Source organism: Chryseobacterium sp. ERMR1:04 (assembly GCF_001297705.1).
Classification (GTDB): Bacteria; Bacteroidota; Bacteroidia; order Flavobacteriales; family Weeksellaceae; genus Chryseobacterium.
This window is the reverse complement of record NZ_LIRF01000004.1, coordinates 371,674-395,277: the sequence shown is the minus strand read 5'-3', so window position 1 is coordinate 395,277 and position 23,604 is coordinate 371,674. Positions and strand designations below refer to the sequence as shown.

Below are 23,604 nucleotides of genomic sequence, written 5' to 3'. Positions count from 1 at the left end.
GATCTCACAGATTTTCATGACCCTTGACAAGGGTTGTGCTGAAAAAGAAATATAAATATCTGTGGGAGAAAAACTACTTCAAAATCTTTCTATATTTCAAAGGTGTCAGTCCCATGTTTTCTTTAAAACAGCGGATAAAATGACTTTGATCCGCAAAACCACATTCTAAAGCGATTTCAGTTAAAGATTTTTCGTTGGAGGTAATAATCGACAAAGATTTATTGATCTTTAATTTTCGAACATAATCTCCGAGATTGCAATGAAAATACTTGTGGAAATCTCTGCTAAGATGAGTCGGGTGGATGTTGATAGTTTGGGCAAGCTCAGCTAAATTCAGCTTTTCATTACAGCTTTCATGAAGTAGTTCGTTGATTTGTTTCACCCAAATGGGTTTCTTTTCTGAAAGAATTTTTTGAGGAGATAACTGATTGAAAATAGTCAATAAAAGCTGATGAGTAGACGTTTCTGACGCATTATCATTGATCTTACTTTCTTTGAAAATTTTATACATCAACAACTTTAATTCCGGATCTTTAAGATTAAAACTCCCTTCAATATTATCTTTTGAAATATTGAGATCTTCAAACCATTCTCTCGGGATTTCAATATGAAAACCTCTTGTAAAACCCTCTGGCTTAATATTGTAATGTGGATCTTCCCAATGGTGATAAAGCAGAGTTCCGGCAGAACATTCATAGATTTCCTTTTTGTTTCCTTCGATCACATTTCCCTCAAGGAGAAAGGTAAAATATGCATTTTCATGATAATGCCAATCAACATACGGATGGGTGTATTCCGTATCTGTAATAATCAATCCGTCGAAGTTGAGCGTCTTATTGGTTTGTCCAAAAAATTGGCCGTTTCGGAGCGTATTCATTATAATTTTAGTTTTAAATTTTCAATCTGTCCGTACATTTTATTGAAAAATATTTTTCTGTCGCGGTTTCCTGAAGTACTCATAGACTTTGAATTTTTAATCTGATGCTCGAAATAATTTTTTGTTTCAGTGCAGGTTTTAGCATCATTAATCAAAATATATCCAAACATATTGGTAGGCAATGCAAAAAGAGATTGCTGTGGATGGTGAAAAAAAATGTCATTGGAAAGATGCATCAATTCATTTTCATATAAATGGAATTTAGGATTGCTTTCCGTTTTTTGTTCAATATATTGTATTAATTCTTTCAGTTCTTTCAGAATAATTTGGGCTTCGTTTTTTTGTAAAAGTCCGGTATCATAATAAAAAGAAATCTGTTGTAAAATACTGGTAACGGTCATGTCATTCCATAATTCTACCACATTTTGGTCCTCGTACTTCTTTTTTAATTCTTTGGTATTCGTTTCAAAATGGGGAGGTGAAAACTCTAGAAAAGGAATGAAAACCTGTTTGGCGTTTAATAAATTCATCCAGACATATACTTTGAAACGAGAAAGAAGTGTATCGGAAAGTGTATAAAAAAACGGAATATCTTTCGCCGAATAATAGATAGTCATTCCATTGGCAAGTGGTAGATTTTCAAAAATGCTGAGATTATTTTTAAAAAAAGTTTGCAGATCTTCAGTGTTGCTTACTGTCGAAGTTTTCTGTACTACGATCTGATGGTCTGTGGTTATAAATTGATTAAGCGAAATTTGGTAATGTTTTGCCAGTTCCAAAGCTTCCTCAAAACTAAACTTTGCCTTTAGTGAAGTCCTTCTGTGGGCAGCATCATAACTTATATTCAAGATATTGGATATCTCGTCATTTAGAGATTTTTCTCCAATTCTTTTACGGATTTCCTTAAGCAAGCGTTCCTGATGCATTGTTTTGTGATTTTCACAAATGTACTGTTTTATTTTAATTCCTTTTCACATTCATTTTTGTGTTTTCTGCGGATAATTTTGAAGTATAATTTTAAAACAATTAATTATGAAAACACGGTTAATAGTAATAATAGGATTGTTGATCAATTGTTTGGTCTTCGGTCAGGATAGTATTTTAGTAAATCAGAAAACGAGATTAATTGCTCTAACTCCTTTAAAAGATGAGATTACAACAGTAAACGGGTTAACATTAGGTTTAGGACTTGATCCCAAATTTAATTTTAAAGGAACTGGCCACGGAAATTTTCAAAAAGTGAATGGAATTAATCTGGATGTAAATCCATTAGGACTTCTAATCTGGATGTTTTATGATCCGTCTAAAAGTGAAAAGTCTGAATTTATAAAAGTTAATGGACTTACTATCTCTGCTGCGGGGTATCTGCGAGGGGTAAGTCATCAAGGACTTAATATTTCTATGTATAATTATGGACATACAATGAATGGAGTTATGGTTTCTGCGCTTTATACTGATATTGAAAAAGGAAAAGGAATTTTTATTTCAGGATTACTTATTTCAGCAATAGAAATGAAAGGATTAAGTATTTCCGCAGCTAATGATACTGAAATGTTGAAAGGGATACAGATTGGGATTTATAATAAAGCAATAAAAGCAAATGGTTTACAAATTGGTTTGATCAATAAATCTAATAAAATACGTGGTTTACAGCTAGGTCTTTGGAATAAGAATGATAAAAGATCTTTACCTCTTATAAATTTTTAAAATCATGAAAACAATACCTTATATTTTAATCGCTACAAGATTCATATTAGCGCCCATTATCATTTCTTTAGCCTATTATAAAGGAGAAGAATCGAAGTTTTTAATTCTCCTATTAATGTACTTTGGATTATTAACAGATATTTTTGACGGTATCATTGCGAGGAAAGTTGGCGTTTCATCAGAAAAACTCAGAAGATTAGACAGTCAAACCGATTTGGTTTTCTGGTTGTCATTAGGTTTTGCCGCCTATTTCCTGAATCCTGAATTAATCAAAAGTGAATGGGGAAGCATTCTTTTAATCTTTAGTATGGAAGCGCTTTGCTACATTATAAGTATTTGGAAGTTCGGAAAAGAAACCTGCACTCATGCATTTATATCGAAAATGTGGGGACTCAGCCTGCTGATCGCGTTTACGTATTTAATAGGATTTCAGCAGGCAGGCTGGGCTTTCTACCTCACCATTGGGTTAGGACTTGTCTCTCATATTGATGTCATCCTGATTGTTTTAATCCTTCCGAAATGGCAGTTTGATGTACCAAGTTGCTATCACGCCTGGAAAATTAGAAACGGAAAGCAAAGAAAAAAGAGCATATTCTTTAATTAAATACTATTTAAAGCATTGTTCTTCGTTAAATAATTGATAAATGATTTTGTAAAAACACAGCGTAATATTCAAGTTGCGCTGTTTTTTTGTAACTTTGCAGACATTAATTTTTATATAAAAATTTATAGTCAACAAATGAAAAAGCAAACAATTAAAGAAATCCTACAGGATTACAAAAAGGTATTACATCATGACATTACAGTTTACGGTTGGGTAAGAGCTTTCCGTTCAAATCGCTTTATTGCGCTTAATGATGGTTCTACAATTAATAATTTGCAAATAGTTGTTGATTTCGAAAATTTTGACGAAGAAATTATCAGTAAAATCAGTACAGCTGCATCTTTAAAAATTGTTGGAGAAGTTGTAGAAAGCCAAGGAGCAGGGCAAACCGTGGAAATTGTAGCTAAAAAGATCATCATTTTAGGAGATAACTTCACAGAAGATAGAGACAAAACAATTCTTCAGCCTAAAAAACATTCTTTGGAAACGTTGAGAGATCAGGCGCATTTAAGATTCAGAACCAACTTGTTTGGTGCTGTTTTCAGAGTACGTCACGCAGTAAGCTTTGCGGTGCATTCTTTCTTTAACAAAAACCAATTCTTTTACATCAACACTCCGGTAATTACAGGAGCTGATGCAGAAGGAGCAGGAGAGATGTTCGGAGTAACCAACTTTGACCTGAACAATATGCCAAGAACGGAGGAAGGTGAAATTGATTTTGCACAAGATTTCTTTGGTAAAAAAACGAACTTAACGGTTTCCGGACAGCTTGAAGGTGAAACGGCAGCAATGGGATTGGGAAGAATTTATACTTTCGGACCTACTTTCCGTGCGGAGAACTCAAACACAACGCGTCACCTTGCAGAATTCTGGATGGTAGAGCCGGAAGTTGCGTTCAACAACCTTGAAGATAACATCGACCTGGCGGAAGATTTCTTGAAATATGTTATTCAGTATGTATTGGATAACTGTAAAGATGATCTTGATTTCTTAGATAAGCGTTTTGCAGAAGAGCAAAAATCTAAACCAGAAAAAGACAGAGCAAAAGAAGGTCTTATTGAAAAATTAGAAAATGTTATTGCTAAGCGTTTCATGCGTGTAAGCTATACAGAAGCTATTGAGATCTTAATGAACTCAAAAGAAAATAAAAAAGGAAAATTCCAATATCCAATTGAAAGTTGGGGGACTGATCTTCAGTCTGAGCACGAAAGATTCTTGGTTGAAAAACACTTTGAAAGTCCTGTCGTGTTGTTTGATTATCCAAAAGATATCAAAGCGTTCTATATGAAACTGAATGATGATAACAAGACGGTTGCTGCAATGGACGTTCTTTTCCCGGGAATCGGAGAAATCATCGGAGGTTCAGAAAGAGAAGCAAGATTGGATGTGTTAAAGCAAAAAATGGCAGAAATGCATGTAGACGAACACGAACTTTGGTGGTATCTTGATACTCGAAAATTCGGTTCTGTGCCTCATGCAGGATTTGGATTAGGATTAGAAAGGCTGGTTCTCTTCGTAACAGGAATGACAAATATTAGAGATGTAATTCCTTTCCCAAGAACACCGAAAAACGCTGAGTTTTAGATATAAAAAAAAGCCTTAAAATTTATTTTAAGGCTTTTTTATTTTTTAATAACTTATTAGGTACCATATCTACTACAAAAATCGTGCTAAATGCTTTTTTTCCTGAATAAATTTATTTAAATTCGTAGAATATGTTATGTTAAAACACAAAATATTAATATGCTTAGACAACACTTACAACTCAAATTAGGACAGAAGCTAGCGCCTCAGCAAATCCAGTTGATGAAGTTGATTCAGCTTCACACGTTGGAATTCGAAGAGGAATTGGAGAGAGAATTAGAAGAGAATCCTGCTTTGGAAGTCGCAAAAGAAGAGTCTAAAGAAGATGATTATTCTTCTTTGGAGGAGGCTTACGAAAACGAGGGTACGGAAAGCATTGAAACAGATTTTGATGTGAACGATTATCTTTACGATGACGAGCCCAACTATAAAACAGCTTCCAGTAACTACTCAGCAGACGATGAGGAATTTGATAACGAAAGTCTTTTAACAGAAGGCCAATCTTTATATGATTATTTATTAGAGCAGATACATCTTGCGAATATCAACGAGGAAGATGTAAGAATTGCTGAATATATTATTGGAAATCTAGATACAGACGGATATTTAAGAAGAGAGGTCAAAGCGATTGTTGATGATCTTGCCTTTTCTCAAGGGATTTATACTACTAAAGAGAAAGTAGATGATATTCTTGAAAATTATGTTCAGAAATTAGATCCGCCAGGAGTAGGAGCAAGAGGTTTGCAGGAGTGTTTATTGTTGCAGATCGAGAAAAAAGTAAGCTCTGATAAAGCGGTTTCTTTGGCTGCTAATATTTTGAGACATCAGTTTGATGCCTTAACGAATAAGCATTACAATAAAATCATTCAGAAATATGATATTGAAGAAGAAGATCTAAAAGATGCATTAGAAGAGATCTCAAAGTTATCTCCAAAAGTAGGAGGGAATTTTGATACGCAAACGATTACGATCAACCAAGAGATTATCCCGGATTTTGTAATTCAGGTAAAGGATGGAATGGTTATTCCGATGCTTAACAGTAAAAATGCACCTACTTTAAGAGTTTCTGAAGAATATAAAGATATTCTAACGACGTATTCTCATGATAAGAACTCTTCTGAACACAAGCAGGCTGCCTTATTTATCAAGCAAAAGCTAGATGCGGCAAAATGGTATATTGATGCAATTAATCAGCGTCAGAATACCTTATTACAGACCATCACAGCTATCGTTAAATTCCAGAAAGATTATTTCATTACCGGAGACGAAAAATCTTTGAGACCAATGATCTTAAAGGATATTGCGGATATTACAGGTTTTGATATTTCTACGATTTCAAGAGTTGTAAAAAGTAAATACGCAGACACTTCAAATGGTATTATTTACCTTAAGGATTTATTCTCGGATAGTTTAACAAACGATGATGGAGAGGAAGTTTCTACTAAAGAAATTAAAAACCATCTTCAGGAAGTGATCAGCAAAGAAAATAAAAGAAAACCATTGACAGATGATGCGTTGGTAGTCATTTTAAAAGAGCAAGGATATAACATTGCAAGAAGAACGATTGCAAAATACAGAGAACAGTTGAATATTCCTGTTGCCAGATTGAGAAAAGAATTATAAAAAATTCTATAAAATATTTAAAATGCTCAGAGAAATCTGAGCATTTTTTGTTTAAATATAAAAATGTAAAATATTTTGTAGCCTTTACTTTTATGATGTAATTGAGACTTGTTAACTAAGTCTTATCGGTCTGTTAAAAAATTCTTGTAAGGACTATCCTGTAATCTAAACTCACGTTTCCGTTATTAGTAAGATTTATCGTTCCCGATGAAGGCATTGTTAATGTATAATTAAATTGTGTATTATTTCCACCTCCTGCGCAATTTGGTACTCCTGTCCATACAACGGTTGTGGTGGTTCTATCTACTTCTGTAAAAGTAGGGGCTTTGTTGGTAGTATCGGTATTCAGTAAACCATCGGAGCCCTTTATGGAGAAAGAATTATTAAGGTTTACATTAGTTACATAATAATCTGCAATACCTCCACGACCACAATTATTGCTCACATAGACAACTGCTTTATACACGCCATTATCAATGATTCCAGTAATAAGAGTGCTTGTGGCTCCTGATGCTATATTAACGGTGTTATTAATTACAGTTCCGTATACATTACTCACTGCCTTATTTAGAACTCCATTAGTATCAGCATACACAGGAGTAATGATTGTAGGCCCTGTTGCAATATCTAAAGTTCTTATTCTGGTACTACCAGCCACATCTAAAGTATTTGTAGGAATATTTGTGGCGACTCCTATATTACCTGTGGTTAAATCCATGGCAAAATCAGATCCACCAACACTACGGGAAATAATAAAGGCTCCATTATTTCCATTGAAATTTGGATTGATCCCCATTACAGCCTGTTTGACTCCTGTAGTTCCAGTTGTTCTTAAGATTGATAGTATGGAATTGTTAACGATAGGGTTTTCTACCAAAAGTCCTGTATTTGTTGCCTCACCACCTCCAATGCTTGTAGCAATACCATTATTTACGATATGAAGGTTTGATGAAGGAGTAATAGTTCCAATTCCAACTTTTCCTACGGAGGTTACTGTAAAGTCATTAGCTTGTTGTGTCGTGCTGGGAATTCCTGTTTGAGGGTTGTCTTTTGCTCCATCCACATGTAGCATACCTTGGGGATTGGGAGTATTAATCCCGATTTGGGAGTACGCCAATGACAGGGTTGTCAAAAGACATAAAAGGATAAGGTTTTTTTTCATTGCAATCAATTTTAATGTTTGTATTATTTAATATCTCTTTAATGCGATTTCAATTAAAAACTGTTGTTTAGTGAAAAAAATAAATAACTCTACTTTTTCACATTGCGGAATCAAAGCTAAAACCATTTATTAAAAAGTAAAATACTGCAATTATACTTCATTGTATTAATTAATTGAAAACTAGGTATTTTCAATAATTAAAATTAAAGATATAGTATATAAAATTATAAAATTTAACAATACGAAAAATACAAATAAGATTTTTTTAGACCTTTTGCATTTGTTTTTTATTCATAATAATTTCAAAATTTCAGGTCTTTTTTCATAGTTCTAATTTTCTGTTTTTATGTAATTTTATTTAAACTGGTGTATAAAACAATAAAAAGCATTTCACACAGAAATGCTTTTCATTGTTTTAAGTTTTGCCAAAGCCAATGGGTTAGTTTTCTTTATTAAATAGGCTGAAATCCGTTTCTATTGATTCGATTTTTAGTATTTAAGAGTGAATGAGAGCTCTGACATTAGTGTTTGTTTTTCTCCAATCCGAGCTCTTTCACAGAAATTTCACGCATTTCTACTTTTCTTATTTTTCCTGAAATGGTCATGGGAAATTCCTCTACAAATTTCCAGTATTTCGGAACTTTATAATGAGCAATTTTTCCTTGGCAATAATCGAGAAGCTCTTGTTCGGTTACCCCAAAACCTGTTCTCACTTTTACCCAAGCCATCACTTCTTCTCCAAATCTATCACTTGGAACACCAATGATCTGAACATCCAGAATATTTGGATAGGTGTATAAAAAATCTTCAATTTCTTTGGGTGAGATATTCTCACCTCCTCTTATAATAAGATCTTTGATTCTTCCTGAAATGGTAATATAGCCTTCATCATCCATCACCGCCATATCTCCGGTATGCATCCAGCGGAAATCATCCAATACTTTTCTCGTATTTTCAGGATCATTCCAATATTTTAACATGACAGAATATCCTCTGGTGCACAATTCACCATGCTCACCCCGTTGTAAAACTTTTCCATTTTCATCGATGATCTTTATTTCAAGATGATCTTGTACGGTTCCAACGGTGCTCACTTGCTTTTCCAGCGAGGTTCCAATTAAAGTTTGAGTAGAAACAGGTGATGTTTCGGTCATTCCATAGCAGATGCTCATTTCTTTAATATTCATCAGACTTTCCACCTTTTTCATGATCTCCGGCGGACAAACAGAGCCTGCCATTACGCCGGTTCGTAAGCTCGAAAAATCATATTGATCAAAATTTTTGGCTGCTAATTCTGCGATGAACATCGTGGGAACCCCATACAAAGAAGTACATTTTTCATCGGAAACAGTTTTTAGCGTAATATCAGGGTCAAAACTGTCATTAGGAATCACCATACAAGCACCGTGCGCAACACAACACATATTTCCAATCACCATTCCGAAGCAGTGGTAAAAAGGAACAGGAATGCAAACGCGATCTTTTTCGGAATATTTTAATCTGATCCCAATGAAATATCCATTGTTTAAAATGTTATGATGAGAAAGGGTGACTCCTTTCGGAAAACCTGTAGTTCCAGAAGTATATTGAATGTTAACAGGATTATCAAACTGTACTTTTTCTTCAAAATCATTTAAAATTTCATCAGAAATAACTTCTCCATTTTTTAGAAATTGATTCCAATTTTCATCAAAGAAAATTTTATTCTCAAGCGTAGGGCAGACTTCTTTTGCATATTCTACCATCTCTTTATAATTGCTTGTTTTGAAGTGTAATGAAGAGAAAATAAAACGAATTTCAGATTGATTGATCACATACGTGAGTTCGTGCGCTCGGTAAGCAGGATTCATATTCACTAAAATAGTTCCTATCCTTGCAGTAGCAAATTGCAATACAACCCATTCATATCGGTTGGCAGCCCAGATCCCGATTCTATCACCAGATTTTGCCCCTAAATGGATCAGTGCTTTCGCAACAGCTGTTGTCTGGGTATAAAACTCTTGGTAAGTCGCACGATAGTTTTGATGAACAGAAATTAATGCTTCTTGATGAGGATACTTTTCAACCGTATTTTTTAGAGTACCTCCAATCGTTTGCCCTAATAGTGGGATATCCGAAGCACCATGTACATAAGATAAAGCCATAATGAATAATTTGCTTATATAAAATTAGCAAATAAATCTTAAGATAATGGGCTGTGAAATGTTAATTTTCCTGAGAATCGATGTCTTGAAGTTGAGTTAAATTTCGATCTAATTTTCTCATGATAATTCCGTAAACCAATCTGTAATATAGCCAGATTAACAATATACAAAGTCCTGTACTTACTGCGGTTACAATAACAAAAATCGTCAATGCAGAATTGGTAGGTTCTACGTTTTGTGAATTTAAAGCATAGAATATAAAAACAGTGAAAATTGAAGTAAACACTACCAATAAAACGATACTTATCAAGATAAATGCATTAACGGTTTTCTTGAATTTAATAATTCTTGTGATGAGACCTTTAAGATTTTCTTCAATCTTTATTTTACGGTAATTTCGGTAAAATTTATATACGAAATAAGCAGTGATTAATAAACTTAAAACTTTTATAATTAAATAAGTAATTCCAAAATTATGTTCTACTTCAGGCGTTTTTTGCGCGCCTAATTTTTCCAGTACATTTAGAAAACCATTGGTTTCTTCTCCTTGAAAGAAGTAAAATAGTCCCATTACAGAAAAGAGTAAAAACTCAAAAACACTGATCCAGAAAATATACTTCACATAGTTGCGTGATTTTCTATTCAACATCTTAAGGATCTCGTTATTGTCGTATTTCTGCTGAACAGGCTGTTCTTGCCATGTTTTCTTAAAGCTGTCTAAATCAAATTCAGGCATATTTTTCCATCTGTTCTTTAAGGGTTTTCTTTAATCTGTTCATTTTCACACGCGCATTTACTTCGGTGATCCCGAGGTTTTCTGCAATATCCTTGTAAGGCAAGTCATCCAGGTACATGGTTACGATCGCTCTTTCTACATTGGGAAGGGTCTTTATTACCGTATACAAAAGGGATACCTGCTGCTGCTTATCATCCTCATCTTCGATAAAATCTCTGTGGTTGATATCTAACTCGTTAGTGGGTAAACTTTTGCTTTTTTTCCTAAAAAGGGTAATAGCGGTATTAAGAGCTACACGATACATCCAGGTAGAAATTTTAGAATTCCCTTTAAAGGAATCATAACTTCTCCAGAGCTGTAAAACAATCTCCTGGAAAAGATCTTCTTCGTCTTCCAGAGAGTTGGTATAAAGACGCGATACCTTGATAATCAAACCCTGATTATCTTTTATCAATTGCGCAAATTCTTTTTCTCTAGAGATCAAAATGGATGTATAATAATGGCACGAAGATAAAGACAAAATATCAATTTAACAATTTACCAATCTAAGAATGTAACAATTCTTAAAACAATATAATTTTTCATTGTTATATAGGTACATTGGTAAATTGTTACATTAAATTGTATCTTTGCAGCCACGAGAAAATCGGCTTGTTGATTCTTGTTTCGGCAAGGGTAGGAAAGTCCGGACACCATAGAGCAGCAAAGCGGATAACATCCGTCACCCGTGAGGGTAGGACAAGTGCAACAGAAAGTATGTACAGTTCGGCTGTAGTGAAACCAGGTAAACTCTTTGCGGTGCAATGGTAAGTATATCGGTTCTTTCCAGTAATGGAAATAGGAGCGGCTCGCTCTGAAAACCGAGGGGTAATCAGCTCAAGTTGTATAGCAATGTACGACGTAGATAAATAACAGGCACTTCTTCGGAAGTACAAAATCCGGCTTATAGATTTTCTCGTGATTTTTTCTATTTTTGCAATCATTTAAAAAATAAAAAAGATAATGAACAAAAATTTACTAAATTTATTAAAAATAAGCATATTCTCTGCTGTTTTTATGTCTTGCTCTGGAGGCTCTGATAATATTTCTGAAAATTCTAATCCAAATAATGGAAATTCTGGAAACAATAGCATTGCATTAGTTTCTTCAAAGACTCAAGCATCTATTGATACTCCTTTTCAATTTTATTTTACGGGGGGATCAGTGATCAGATTAATAATATTAATTGGGATTTTGGAGATGGTAAAACTTATTATGGTAATGGTTCTTTATCAGCTATTTATCATAATTATAAAACTGCGGGCACTTATACTATAAAGGCTACATTATTATTAAATAATGGAAGCAGTATTGTGAAAACAGTGAATATAACTGTAACGAATACCAATTTATTGAAAATTAATAAAATTACGATTATTTCGATTCCACAGAAAACGAATAATAAAAGATGGGTTTCTGTAGGTACAGGTGGAATGTGGCAGACTTTTACAGGTGCTTGGGATGAAAGCGAAAGCTATGGAACAAATAATATGAATAAATTTGCAGATATATTTGTTTATATTACTAAAAGTTCCAGTGTTCCAGATCCTACGAATCCTCATAGTGTAACAACTGCTTATCCAGAGCATTTATTTACAACAGGCATTAATCCAAATCAATTAAACTTGGTATTTGATGTTTCTGCGAATAATTTGATTATGGGCTATGATGCATTAGAAAATATTAAATTTACTTTTAAAGATAGTGATGCCCTTAATTCATTATTAGAAGATGGAGGAGCTGATGAAATAATAGACAGCTATAATTCTTATACATCACAATTTACTAATACTTCAAATTCAGTAACATTTACACAAGGTAGCCTATCATTTAAAGTTGATTTTCAAAAATTATAAATAAAAAAGCCTCAATTTGAGGCTTTTCTTATTCGTTTTCCAATTGCTTTTTAGCATCTTTCAAGCCTTGGCTGTCTTTCTCAGAAAGTTGTGGGAATTTCAGATCCATTTTTTCCAATGTATCAATAATGATCTGTACAGCAGCAACTCTGGCAAACCATTTATTATCTGCGGGAAGTACATACCATGGAGCGTCTTTTTTATTGGTTTCATTAATCGCTGTTTCATAATGTTCCATGTATTTATCAAACAAAGCTCTTTCAGGAAGATCGGCGCTAGAGAATTTCCAATTTTTTTCAGGTTCGTTGATTCTGTCTAAGAGTCTTTTCTTTTGCTCTCCTTTAGAAACATTTAAAAATATTTTTACGATCGTTGTACCGTTTTGAGCAAGATGCTTTTCAAAATTTCTAATGCTTTCGTATCTGTTCTCCCAGAATTTATCATCGAAATCTTTCACAGAGTCCCATGTTTTTTCGCTTAAATTGTATTCAGGATGAACTTTACATACCAAAACACTTTCATAATGAGAACGGTTAAAAATCCCGATCATTCCTTTTTGAGGAAGCGCTAAATAATGTCTCCACAGAAAATCATGGGAATATTCTTTTGAACTTGGAGTTTTAAAACTGGTTACATTACATCCCTGTGGATTTACGCCACCGAAAACGTGTTCAATTAAACTGTCTTTTCCTGCTGCATCCATAGCCTGAAGTACAACTAAGAGTGATTTACTTCCGTCGGCATATAATTTTTCCTGAAGGTCACGAAGTTTTTCTTTTTCCTGTATTAATAATTGGGTGCCTTCGTCTTTAGTAAGTTTTCCTTTATATTCTGTTGAAGCTTTTTTGATTGAAAATTTTCCTTGTACTAAGAAATCATCTGAGAAATTGGTGTCCATATAGTATATAATTATTATTTGATTAAAAGATTAAAATTAAACAGTTAGAAGTAGTTCATCAACTAATCTCAAATAAATATAATAAAAAAACCGCCTCGATGGAGACGGTTCTTATTTTTTTTGAGTAGAGCTTACTTGGCAGCAGCTACTTTTTTTGCAGCTTTAGCAGCTTTCTTAGCAGCTTTAGCATCTACAGGAGCAGCAACTGCAGCCGCAGCAACTTCTGCTGGTGCGTTAGCGTCTACATTTCCTTTAATATAAATTACACTTCTGCTGTTTGCAGGGTCATTAGAGAAAACTTCAATCATTTTGTTGAATCCTCCATTAAGCGTTGTGTTGTATCCAACTTTAATTTTAGCAGATTTCCCAGGCATAATAGGGTCAGTGCTGAAATCTGGAGTTGTACATCCACAAGAAGCTTTTACATTCGAAAGAACTAGAGGCTTATCACCAGTGTTCGTTACCGTAAAGAATCTAATACCGTCAGATCCTGGCTTTACATTACCATAGTCAAAAGTAGTTTTATCAAAAGTGATAGTCTGTGCAGATGCAATAGCAAATGTTCCAAATAGTGCAATTCCTGCAATTAATTTTTTCATATTCTTGAATGTTAACTTATAAGTTAGATAAATTTTGAGAAACAAAGTTAAAAATTATTTTAATTCATACTCAAAATTTTTTTTCTTTAGACTATTTTTGCAAATTGTAAGCTAAAGAAATAGAATTTATGCAGATTTCAGAAAAGTATAATCCACAAGAGACAGAACAAAAATGGTATAGCTACTGGTTGGAAAATAAATACTTCCACTCAGAGCCTAATGAAAAACCACCATATACTATTGTAATTCCTCCACCAAACGTTACGGGGATCTTACACATGGGGCATATGTTGAATAATACCATTCAGGATGTTCTGGTCCGCCGTGCAAGAATGCAGGGCTTTAATGCTTGTTGGGTTCCGGGAACAGATCACGCTTCAATTGCTACTGAAGCGAAGGTTGTTGCTAAACTGAAATCAGAAGGAATTAATAAATCAGACATTACTCGTGAAGAGTTCTTGAAACATGCTTGGGAATGGACAGATAAATACGGAGGAACAATCCTTGATCAGTTAAAAAAACTGGGATGTTCTTGTGATTGGGATAGAACCCGTTTTACGTTGGAAGATAAAATGTCTGAGCAGGTTATCAAAAGTTTTGTTGATCTTTATAATAAAGGACTTATTTATAGAGGCTACAGAATGGTAAACTGGGATCCTGAAGCGAAGACCAATATTTCTGATGAAGAAGTGATCTTTAAAGAACAAAACGGAAAACTATATTACCTTAAATATAAAATCGAAGGAACAGAAGAATTCCTTTCAGTAGCTACAACGCGTCCTGAAACGATTTTTGGTGATACTGCGGTATGTATCAATCCTAATGATGAGCGATATGCTCATTTAAAAGGTAAAAATGTAATTGTACCGATTGTTAACAGAGTAATTCCGATTATTGAGGATGATTATGTGGATATTGAATTCGGAACAGGTGCGTTGAAAATTACGCCTGCCCACGATATCAATGACTATGAGATTGGTAAAAAGCATCAGTTGAAAATGATTGATTCTCTTGACGATGACGGAAACTTAAATGAGCATGGTTTACATTACGCAGGAAAAAACAGATTTGATGTAAGAAAGCAAATCGCTAAAGAATTAGAAGAAAATGGTCTTTTGTTAAAAGCGGAAGATTACGTAAATAAAGTAGGAACATCTGAAAGAACGGGAGCGGTTATCGAGCCTAAGGTTTCAGTTCAGTGGTTCTTAAAAATGGAAAATATTGCGAAACCAGCTTTGGATGTCGTAATGGATGATGAGGTGAAGTTTTATCCTGAAAAGTTTAAAAATACCTACAAACACTGGATGGAAAACATCCGTGACTGGAATATCTCTCGTCAGCTTTGGTGGGGACAGCAAATTCCTGCATTCTTTTATGGAACTGGAGAAGAAGATTTTGTAGTAGCTGAAAATATTGATGATGCTTTAGTGTTAGCGAAACAAAAAACAGGTAACGATCAATTAACAGTTAACGACTTAAAACAAGATCAGGATGCTCTTGATACTTGGTTCTCATCTTGGTTATGGCCAATGTCAGTTTTCAATGGTCTGCTAGATCCTGAAAATGAAGAAATCAAGTATTACTATCCGACTTCAGATTTGGTAACAGGTCCGGATATTATTTTCTTCTGGGTAGCAAGAATGATCATGTCCGGATTAGAATATAGAAAAGAAGTTCCGTTCAAGAATGTTTATTTTACAGGAATTGTAAGAGATAAGCAGAGAAGAAAGATGTCTAAGCAATTAGGAAATTCGCCGGATCCATTAGATTTGATTTCTAAATATGGGGCGGATGGAGTTCGTGTAGGAAGTTTATTAAGTGCACCTGCAGGAAACGATTTATTGTTTGATGAAGAGTTGATGGTTCAGGGAAGAAACTTTATGACGAAGATCTGGAGTGCATTCCGTTTGATCAACATGTGGAACCATGAAGATAAACCAGCGAATGTTGCCGACAAACAAGCTATTGAATGGTTTGATAATAAATTAAACAAAACGATTTTAGAGATCGATCAGCAATTCGAGAAATTCAGAATTTCTGATGCATTACATTTGATCTATAAATTAATTTGGGATGATTTTTGCGGTTGGTATCTGGAAGCAATCAAGCCTAACTACGGAGAAGGTATTTCTAAAGAAGTATATGACAGAACGGTTATCTTCTTTGAAGAATTGATGAAGCTTTTACATCCGTTCATGCCATTTCAATCAGAGGAAATTTGGCAATTGATCTCGGAAAGAAATGTTGATGAAGCATTGGTTATTGCTCAACAGAAAAAAGCAGGAGCGTTTAATGAAGCAATCATTAAAAACTTTGAAACAGCTGAAGATATTATTTCTGGAGTAAGAAATTATCGCCAGACAAAAGGTATTTCTCCAAAAGAAGCGGTAGAAATATATACAGGTGCAAGTGATTTTGAAAATGAAGCAGTTATTAGAAAATTAGCGAATGTTTCTGATATTCACTTTGGTGAAAAAACAGATAAGCCAAGCTTTACTTTCCTGATAGGTTCTACGGAAATTTCAATTCCTTTAAGTGAAAATTTAGATTTAGGGGAAGAGAAAATCAAAACAGAAGAAGAAATAAAATATTTAAAAGGTTTCTTAATTTCTGTAGATAAAAAGCTTTCTAATGAAAAGTTTGTTGCCAATGCAAAACCTGAAGTAGTAGACAGTGAGCGTAAGAAACAAAAAGATGCGCAAGATAAAATTGCAATTCTGGAAGAGAAACTGAAGAGTTTGTAAAATTAAAATATAAAATAAAGTATGAAATTGTCAGGCTGAGTTATCTCTAAGTCTGGCAATTTTTAAATATATTTCAAGACTGAAATGACACACATAGAAAACATACAAAAACTATTCTCAAAAGACTTTGTAGAAAGTCCGTTATTGGAAAGTTTTGAAGTTGGGAAGATCTATCTTTCCAGTGGGAAATTGGTTGCTTGTGATCCGTTGATTACGAATGATATGAAACCTTTTTCTACAGAATTTCCAAAAGGAGATTTTTCTGTTTTATTGCATAAAGAAAGAGAAAGTAATTGTGTAGCGTATGCTGAAATTATTTTCAGTAAATCTGCAATCACCGAATGGGAATTAGCGACTACAGCTGATCAAAATGTAAAAGATTTGGAAGAAGGAGAGGTTTTCGGATATCCTGTTGAAAGCGGAATGGGCTGCTTCATGGATGTAGATACGCAGCAAAGTTTGAACGATCTGGAGCAAAGTTTATATAAAAGTAAAGGCGTTGATTTTCAAGGGATTTATGAGGAGTTTTTCCATGAATATTTCTTTGATGAAAATGGAGCAATTGATCAATATGCATTTTTAAAGCCTTCAGAAGAGCATCCTGGAACTATTTTTGGTTTTGAAACGGGATATGGTGAAGGTTTTTATGCAAGCTATATTGGGTATGATGCAAATAAAGAGCCTGTAAAAATCGTTACTGAATTTATAGAAATTAGTTAATTAACGTTAATTATTTTTGAAACAAAGCTTCTTTATTCTAAATTACCATAAAAACAAAATTAAAACTAAGACAAAACACATAATGAATTTTTCCTCAGAACAACCCAAAATTATAGTGGTAGGCAGTTCGTCTATTGACTTACTTCTAGAAACCGAAAAAATACCCTGTCCCAATGAAACTGTTTTGGCCACCAATTCTGATAGTTATTTCGGAGGTAAAGGAGCTAATCAAGCTGTTGGAACGGCAAGATTGGGGGCTAGTGTTTATTTTGTAGGCTGCGTGGGTATGGATCCGCTGGGTCAGCAAATCATGAGAAATCTGGTAAGTGAAAATGTAAATGTAGGATTTGTTTATGAAACAGATAGACAGTCAACAGGAACAGCTTATGTAACTTCTTCCGGTGGAGATGCGGCGATCGTTGTGGTTCCGGCTGCAAATAAATGTTTGAGTATTGAACATATTGAGGCAGCTGATAAATATTTCCATACGGTTGATCTTGTTCTTGTTCAGCTGGAAGTTTCTCTGGAAGTGGTAGAATACACCATCAGAAAAGCGAAAAAATATGGTAAAAAAGTAGGCTTGTATGCATCCCCGGCAATGAGACTGAGTGATGAATTGTTGGAAACGATAGATTTTGTAGTGGCTAAGAGCAGCGATTTACATATTGTTTTTGGCGAAGAGCAGCGAGAAGATATTCTTAAAAAATATTTTAATAAAGTTTTTGTGAGAGATGATACCAATTCTACCATTTATTTTGATGGAACAGAAATGAAGTATTACAGAAATGATAAAGATAAAACCGTCTATAAGATGGGAATGGGAGATGCTTTTACTTCAGGATTTGCCATTGCACTGTGCCACGGTAATTCTATTGAAGAATGTGTGAAATTCGGAAATGAAGTTTCTTCAAGGATTTCAGGATCGAAAGGTTCACAAAGCGGATTGCCCACAGTTTCAGATTTCTTTTCTTAAAGCTATTTACTACATATCGAAAACTAAAAAGATAGTATAAAAATATTAATTAAATATCCACTTTTATAGTGGATATTTTCTTTTAACCTATGGAGAAGTTAGTTCTTACGACCCAAGATCATATTGCTATCACGGCACATCTTTTTTTGCCTGAAAAAAGCAATGGTAAATTTTTGCTTATTAATTCTGCAACAGGGGTTCGGCAGCATATTTATTTTTCTTTTGCACAGTTTTTTTCTGATAAAGGATTTACGGTTATTACCTATGATTATCGCGGAATCGGGCTTTCAAAACCTGAAAATATGAAGGGTTTTAAAGCATCCATGAGGATTTGGGGCTCTGAAGATTATAAAACACTCACAACCTATATTAAAACAAGATTCTCAGACTATGAGAAGTATTGTCTAGGACATTCAGTTGGAGCTTTGATCTTGGGAATGAACAAAGATTCTGAAATGTTTAAAGAACTTATTTTTGTAGGAACGCAGAATGCTTTTGTTGGAAATTTAAAATTCAGGACTAAAATTGAAGCCTATCTCGGTTTCGGAATTGCTCAGCCTGTAACCACCACTTTATTAGGATATTTCCCTGCAAATTGGTTTGGGCTCGGAGAAAGTCTTCCAAAAAATTGCGCTTATGACTGGAGAACCTTAATTTTGAATAAGAAATCAACCAATGGTTTATTGGATAAAATTGATGATTTTTCTAAGGAATTAACGCAAAAAGTATTTGTCATTCGTGCCGAGGATGATGTATGGTTAACGGAAAAAGGGGTAAAAAGTCTTTTGAATGATACGTATCCTAATCTTAAACCTACCTACAGACTAGTTCGGGTTTCCGAATCTGAGAAAGGAGAAATAGGACACGTTAATTTCTTCAGAAGCTTTAATAAAAAACTTTGGAATATTATTTTAAATGAATTAATAGATAAATGAAAAATATAATTGATAACACGGTAGAATTTGTAAAGCAAAAACTAGAAGGAGCAGAAGCTGGTCACGATTGGTTCCACATTGAAAGAGTCTGGAAGCTTTCAAAAAAAATAGCTGAGGATGAAGAATGTAATCATGATGTGGTAGAGCTTTCTGCATTGCTGCACGATATTGCTGATCCTAAATTTCATAACGGGGACGAAACATTAGCTTTAAAAGTTTCCCGTGAGTTTTTAGAAAGTCAAGATACACCTGAAGATGTTATAGAGCAGGTTTTATTTGTTATCAAAAATATCTCATTTAAAAATAGAAGTGAAGTTCCGCAAAACCTTCCGATTGAGCTTAAAATCGTTCAGGATGCAGACCGTATTGATGCTATTGGTGCAATCGGAGTTGCCAGAACATTTAATTTTGGTGGATTTAAAAATAACCTGATGTATCATCCGGATATGAAACCTCAATTGAATATGTCTAAAGAAGAATACAAAAAATCTAACGGGACAACAATCAATCATTTCTATGAAAAACTGTTGCTATTGAAAGATCTTATGAATACTGAGAAAGGGAAAAAAATAGCCGAGGAAAGACATGATTTTATGCTGCTTTTCCTCGACCAGTTTTATAAAGAATGGAATATAGATTAGCCCTCTTCTTAAAGACTTTCGAAATCTGTATCTTTGCAACATGGGATTAGTCATTTTTATTATTTTTTTAGCTTCCATTATTTCTCTTATTTTATCAAAAGTAAAAAGGGGAAAAGGTGCCGAGTGGGCGAAGATATTCCGTATTGTTACTGTTGTATTTTCAATTTCCGTTTTTACGTATTGGTTTATTAAAAAAAGTACGGTGGGAATTGTGAAAGATTCATTGTCCCTACAGGTTATTAATAAACTTCCTCAGACATTGGATTTTTATGTGATCAACAATTATGATGATGATAATGATGGGATCTTAGAAGCGAAACATATTGGAAAGATCCGTCCGGAATATTACAGGATTGAGCATCTTGAAATGGATAAATCTGATGAATATTGGATTGTAGGATATTTAGGTAAAAAGAACCTGGTGTACTTCTCTCAACATTCTGTTCCGAATAAAAATATGGATCAGATGATTGAAATCAGAAATTATATCAACCAAAGTGTAAAGCTTTCTGATATTGCTGAAAAACAGGTTGAAGTTTATAATTATGAGAATGTAAAACTGGGAATCTGGGTAACACTGGACTTTCTGTTGCTCTTCCTAAATTTAGTATTGCTGCTGAGAAAGAGAAAGTAAAAAATATAAAAATCCCCTATTATTTAGATTAATAGGGGATTTTGTTTTAAAATAGGGTAGCGGTAGTTTCCGTTGCCATTTTAGGGATCTGAAGATCGGTTTTCCATTCTTCATTGAGTTTATTGATGAAATAAGCCGATAATAAAGGAGATGCTTTTTCAATATTTTGATGCACAAAAAAGTATAAATTTTGAAGACCTTCTTTCTTCCATTTCGTAAGATGTTTCATCCAGTCGTCTAGCCTAGCATAATCACTTTCAGCGTTAGCTCCCACATATCTTATGAATGCGTTAGGTGTTGTGAGACGCATATGAAGCATATCTCTTCTGCCTGCTGTATCTACAATGATGTTGGTGATATGGTGAGCTTCAAAAAGCTCGCAAGTGGTATTAAAAATTTCTTCATCTGTAAACCATTCTGTATTTCTCAATTCAATGGCTAGAGGAACTTCTTTAGGCCATTCTTTCACAAATTTTTCTAATCGGTCGTAATCTTTAGGTTTAAAATTATCGTGAAGCTGTAGAAAAACCATTCCTAATTTTTCGTTGAAGTTCATCACGGAAGTCGCAAAGTTAGTGACAGGATCTGTAACGTCAATCAATCTTCTGAAATGCGAAACGGTGTTGGTTATTTTTGGGAAAAATTTAAAGTTTTCCGGTGTTTTTTCTTTCCAGGTAATGACCTGCTCCGGAGTAGGCATTCCATAAAAGGTGGCATTTAATTCGATGGAATTAAATTGGGTTCCATAATAAGTGAGCTCATCTTTAGTTCCTTTTGGATAAAATCCTTTAAGATCTGTTTTATTCCATTTTGCACATCCAATAGAAATATTTTCTAAGCCTTTTTTATTTTGACTTAAAATTTCCTTAGTTCTTGGGTGATCTTTTGGTAATGTGAAATCTATTTTAGAAGGATCTTCTACTTGTCCGAATTTCATATTTGAAGTTTTTAATAATTAAACTATTAACAAATATAAAACAAAAAGCCATAGAAATTTCTATGGCTCTTATTCATTAAAATAGATGGATATTAATGTAATTATTCTTTTATTATCTTTTTCGACTTTTCTATTTTATCAGTTTTTATTACAAAGGTATAAATCCTTTGTATATAAGTAGATAAATCGATTTGTATTAATTTTTTATTATAGTCCTTACTTAATAATATTTTTCCTTGTGCATCAAATATTTTTATGTTTTTAATATTATCTGAAGATTTTATTTGTACTAAATCTTTTACAGGATTAGGAGAAAGAATGATTTCGGGATTATTTATTTCTAAATTGTTTGAACGTAGGGTATTGCCACAATTAGTTGTGAAACCGATGCCAGAATATAAATTTTGTAAATTAATTAGCTGAGCTGGATCTACACACATTGTTAAATTACTATTGTAGTTTGTAAAAGAAGTATTTTCTATTGAATTATTTTTAATGTTAGCATAAACTAATCCGGTCATATTATTTAATGTGAAATTTTCCAACTTTATACTATTTGAAAGATCTAAATGACTTATTAATGGGCAGTTTATTGTAGTGAAATTTTTTAGTTGTCCATTATTTGAAGAGTTTAAAATTGATAATAAAGAATTGTCACCTATTGATAATGATTCTAATGCGGGACATTGGGATAAGTCTAATGATGTTATTTTTGTATCATGAATAATTAAATCTTTAAGACCTGTGCATTGTTTTACATTGAGATTATTTAAATTATATAGTGATGAATAATATCCTATACCTTCAATATTCAAAGACTGGATACTAGGGCAGTTTTCTAAATTTAATTCTTTCAGATCATAATTTCCAGTAATGAATAAATTCGCTAAAAGGGCACAGTTTTTTGTAATAATCTTTTGTAAATCATTATTGCCTGCCGTTCCTAATGTATGAATTCTATCAGTTTTAAGTGTATGTAGATGAGCCATATTGCTTACATCGACAGTGTTCATGTAGCCACAAGAATTAGTGATATCTATATTCTCCAATTGATTTGCAATACCGAAATTTACATTGTGAGCAATTGGTTGATTAAATGCTGTTAATATTTTAAGTTTAGGTAATCCGGCTAAATTTAAAGATGTTAAACTCCCAAAATAGATTCCGGAGTTTGCAACGTAAAAATTTTTGTTATAAAATGAACAATCAAGCTCTTCCAAATTAATTAAACCTGCATTGGAGAAATTAATTGAAGAGGTATTGAGACCTATAATTTTCTTTAGATTAGTGCAGCCGTTTACGTTAATACTATCAACATATACCTCAGTTCCATAATAATGATCAGGATCAATATTGATTTCTTGTAAATTGGTACAGTTATTTGCTTCAATTAAGTCTATAATTTGATTGGTAAACTCGGGTATTCCTAAAATAGAAATCTTTGTTAAAGTATTTAAATTAGATACTGATATTTTTTTTAGAAAGTTACAAGTATTAAAGGTCAAAGTCTGAATATTTGAATTTTCGATCGACAATTCTTGAATTCCTGATAAATTGATAACTGCATTACTATTGATTTGTGAACAGTTTTTTATTACTAAGGCATTTTCAATGCTAGGATTTGATAAAGTACTTGATATCGATTGATATGCAATAATATCATTAATATTGCCAATACCTGAGCAATTATCAAACGATAAATTAATAGGAGCCAACGTATAGAAACCTGATTGCGAAAAGTCATAATAGAATGGTCTTCCTTGTACTTTCTTTATTTTAGTACTGTTTACAAAATTTATATTTGCCGTCTTTGTATCCCAAAAATATAGTTCTTCTACATTTGAGAAAAGTAAAACATCCGTGATTCCATCTGGCAGATGATTGTTATAATAAGCAGTATTTATATTATCAGGATCAAAAGTATTTCCATTTGGATCAATATATTTTTGAGTGGGATCTTGTTCTAGATTTAAAATTTTTACTTGCTGTGCTTCTGAAGCTTGTATTTCCCCATCTCCATTTGTATCTATGGCGATTGCATTCCCATTGCTATCTTTTGCAATATCATTGGTTGGGCTTGAGCTTAAAATCAAAGCCTTAAACTTTGCATCTGTAAAAGTGAGTGTTTGAGAATAAGCCATAGAAGAAAGGCTTAGACATAATGTAAGTAAAATTTTGTTCATTTTTTTTG

22 protein-coding genes and 1 other RNA gene are annotated in these 23,604 nt (G+C 33.4%); 13 read left to right on the top strand and 10 right to left on the bottom strand.

From position 1 onward, the window contains the following. Positions 1–73: 73 nt before the first annotated feature. Both AMQ68_RS09280 and AMQ68_RS09275 read right to left on the bottom strand, forming a co-directional pair. Positions 74–877 (bottom strand): AraC family transcriptional regulator, encoded by an 804-nt coding sequence (locus AMQ68_RS09280; protein ID WP_054510354.1) that lies wholly within the window; start codon positions 875–877, stop codon positions 74–76. Continuing rightward, a complete protein-coding gene (locus tag AMQ68_RS09275; RefSeq protein WP_054510353.1) occupies positions 877–1,803 on the bottom strand; it encodes a hypothetical protein in 927 nt (308 codons plus the stop codon). The genes AMQ68_RS09280 and AMQ68_RS09275 overlap by 1 nt, the downstream gene beginning before the upstream one ends. Before the next feature lie 106 nt (positions 1,804–1,909). Here AMQ68_RS09275 and AMQ68_RS09270 point away from each other — a divergent pair, with 106 nt between their 5' ends. The 4 genes from AMQ68_RS09270 to rpoN all read left to right on the top strand — a co-directional run bounded on the left by AMQ68_RS09270 (position 1,910) and on the right by rpoN (position 6,395). Next, complete coding sequence (locus tag AMQ68_RS09270) at positions 1,910–2,584, top strand: hypothetical protein (RefSeq protein WP_054510352.1); 675 nt, start codon at positions 1,910–1,912, stop codon at positions 2,582–2,584. 4 nt (positions 2,585–2,588) lie between these two features. Next, positions 2,589–3,188 carry a CDP-alcohol phosphatidyltransferase family protein gene (locus AMQ68_RS09265; protein WP_054510351.1) on the top strand — a complete coding sequence of 200 codons (600 nt, stop codon included), beginning with the start codon at positions 2,589–2,591 and terminating at the stop codon, positions 3,186–3,188. 135 nt (positions 3,189–3,323) lie between these two features. Then, positions 3,324–4,772: an asparagine--tRNA ligase gene (gene asnS, locus AMQ68_RS09260; RefSeq protein ID WP_054510350.1), complete on the top strand. Its 1,449-nt coding sequence runs from the start codon at positions 3,324–3,326 to the stop codon at positions 4,770–4,772. Positions 4,773–4,931: 159 nt separating this feature from the next. Beyond that, the gene (gene rpoN / locus AMQ68_RS09255) at positions 4,932–6,395 is read left to right on the top strand and encodes an RNA polymerase factor sigma-54 (RefSeq protein ID WP_054510349.1); all 1,464 of its coding nucleotides are present in this window, start codon (positions 4,932–4,934) and stop codon (positions 6,393–6,395) included. Positions 6,396–6,528: 133 nt separating this feature from the next. Here rpoN and AMQ68_RS09250 read toward each other — a convergent pair whose 3' ends face one another. The 4 genes from AMQ68_RS09250 to AMQ68_RS09235 all read right to left on the bottom strand — a co-directional run bounded on the left by AMQ68_RS09250 (position 6,529) and on the right by AMQ68_RS09235 (position 10,921). Continuing rightward, positions 6,529–7,557, bottom strand: coding sequence for a hypothetical protein (locus AMQ68_RS09250; protein WP_054510348.1), 1,029 nt, complete (start codon positions 7,555–7,557; stop codon positions 6,529–6,531). 521 nt (positions 7,558–8,078) lie between these two features. Next, on the bottom strand, positions 8,079–9,701 hold the full coding sequence (locus tag AMQ68_RS09245; protein ID WP_054510347.1) for an AMP-binding protein: 1,623 nt from the start codon (positions 9,699–9,701) through the stop codon (positions 8,079–8,081). Between the two features lie 61 nt (positions 9,702–9,762). Then, entirely contained in the window at positions 9,763–10,437 is a 675-nt protein-coding gene (locus AMQ68_RS09240) for a hypothetical protein (RefSeq protein WP_054510346.1), read from the bottom strand. Further along, a complete protein-coding gene (locus AMQ68_RS09235) occupies positions 10,430–10,921 on the bottom strand; it encodes an RNA polymerase sigma factor (protein WP_054510345.1) in 492 nt (163 codons plus the stop codon). The genes AMQ68_RS09240 and AMQ68_RS09235 overlap by 8 nt, the downstream gene beginning before the upstream one ends. 154 nt (positions 10,922–11,075) lie before the next feature. On the opposite strand from AMQ68_RS09235, the gene rnpB reads away from it, so the two are divergent. The 3 genes from rnpB to AMQ68_RS09225 all read left to right on the top strand — a co-directional run bounded on the left by rnpB (position 11,076) and on the right by AMQ68_RS09225 (position 12,332). Beyond that, an RNA gene (gene rnpB, locus AMQ68_RS10500) (RNase P RNA component class A) lies at positions 11,076–11,399 on the top strand. Between the two features lie 40 nt (positions 11,400–11,439). Beyond that, the gene (locus AMQ68_RS09230; protein WP_054510344.1) at positions 11,440–11,754 is read left to right on the top strand and encodes a hypothetical protein; all 315 of its coding nucleotides are present in this window, start codon (positions 11,440–11,442) and stop codon (positions 11,752–11,754) included. Next, positions 11,637–12,332 (top strand): PKD domain-containing protein, encoded by a 696-nt coding sequence (locus tag AMQ68_RS09225; protein WP_369678634.1) that lies wholly within the window; start codon positions 11,637–11,639, stop codon positions 12,330–12,332. The genes AMQ68_RS09230 and AMQ68_RS09225 overlap by 118 nt, the downstream gene beginning before the upstream one ends. A 28-nt stretch (positions 12,333–12,360) precedes the next feature. Here AMQ68_RS09225 and AMQ68_RS09220 read toward each other — a convergent pair whose 3' ends face one another. Both AMQ68_RS09220 and AMQ68_RS09215 read right to left on the bottom strand, forming a co-directional pair. Further along, positions 12,361–13,230 carry a PPK2 family polyphosphate kinase gene (locus AMQ68_RS09220; protein ID WP_054510342.1) on the bottom strand — a complete coding sequence of 290 codons (870 nt, stop codon included), beginning with the start codon at positions 13,228–13,230 and terminating at the stop codon, positions 12,361–12,363. A gap of 131 nt (positions 13,231–13,361) precedes the next feature. Next, positions 13,362–13,829, bottom strand: a complete 468-nt coding sequence (locus tag AMQ68_RS09215; RefSeq protein ID WP_054510341.1) for a DUF1573 domain-containing protein — start codon at positions 13,827–13,829, stop codon at positions 13,362–13,364. Positions 13,830–13,957: 128 nt separating this feature from the next. Here AMQ68_RS09215 and AMQ68_RS09210 point away from each other — a divergent pair, with 128 nt between their 5' ends. The 6 genes from AMQ68_RS09210 to AMQ68_RS09185 all read left to right on the top strand — a co-directional run bounded on the left by AMQ68_RS09210 (position 13,958) and on the right by AMQ68_RS09185 (position 20,476). Continuing rightward, a complete protein-coding gene (locus tag AMQ68_RS09210; RefSeq protein WP_054510340.1) occupies positions 13,958–16,573 on the top strand; it encodes a valine--tRNA ligase in 2,616 nt (871 codons plus the stop codon). A gap of 84 nt (positions 16,574–16,657) precedes the next feature. Next, positions 16,658–17,293: a DUF4241 domain-containing protein gene (locus AMQ68_RS09205; RefSeq protein WP_054510339.1), complete on the top strand. Its 636-nt coding sequence runs from the start codon at positions 16,658–16,660 to the stop codon at positions 17,291–17,293. 82 nt (positions 17,294–17,375) lie between these two features. Continuing rightward, on the top strand, positions 17,376–18,266 hold the full coding sequence (locus AMQ68_RS09200; protein WP_054510338.1) for a ribokinase: 891 nt from the start codon (positions 17,376–17,378) through the stop codon (positions 18,264–18,266). An 89-nt stretch (positions 18,267–18,355) separates the two neighbouring features. Beyond that, positions 18,356–19,201 carry an alpha/beta hydrolase gene (locus AMQ68_RS09195; RefSeq protein ID WP_054510337.1) on the top strand — a complete coding sequence of 282 codons (846 nt, stop codon included), beginning with the start codon at positions 18,356–18,358 and terminating at the stop codon, positions 19,199–19,201. After that, the gene (locus AMQ68_RS09190) at positions 19,198–19,842 is read left to right on the top strand and encodes an HD domain-containing protein (RefSeq protein ID WP_054510336.1); all 645 of its coding nucleotides are present in this window, start codon (positions 19,198–19,200) and stop codon (positions 19,840–19,842) included. Before AMQ68_RS09195 ends, AMQ68_RS09190 begins: the two co-directional genes overlap by 4 nt. A gap of 40 nt (positions 19,843–19,882) precedes the next feature. Next, positions 19,883–20,476 (top strand): hypothetical protein, encoded by a 594-nt coding sequence (locus AMQ68_RS09185; RefSeq protein ID WP_071254750.1) that lies wholly within the window; start codon positions 19,883–19,885, stop codon positions 20,474–20,476. Positions 20,477–20,522: 46 nt separating this feature from the next. On the opposite strand, the gene AMQ68_RS09180 is transcribed toward AMQ68_RS09185, so the two are convergent. Next, positions 20,523–21,413: a DUF72 domain-containing protein gene (locus AMQ68_RS09180; protein ID WP_054510335.1), complete on the bottom strand. Its 891-nt coding sequence runs from the start codon at positions 21,411–21,413 to the stop codon at positions 20,523–20,525. Between the two features lie 101 nt (positions 21,414–21,514). Next, positions 21,515–23,596: a T9SS type A sorting domain-containing protein gene (locus AMQ68_RS09175; RefSeq protein WP_082384009.1), complete on the bottom strand. Its 2,082-nt coding sequence runs from the start codon at positions 23,594–23,596 to the stop codon at positions 21,515–21,517. Between the last annotated feature and the right edge of the window lie 8 nt (positions 23,597–23,604).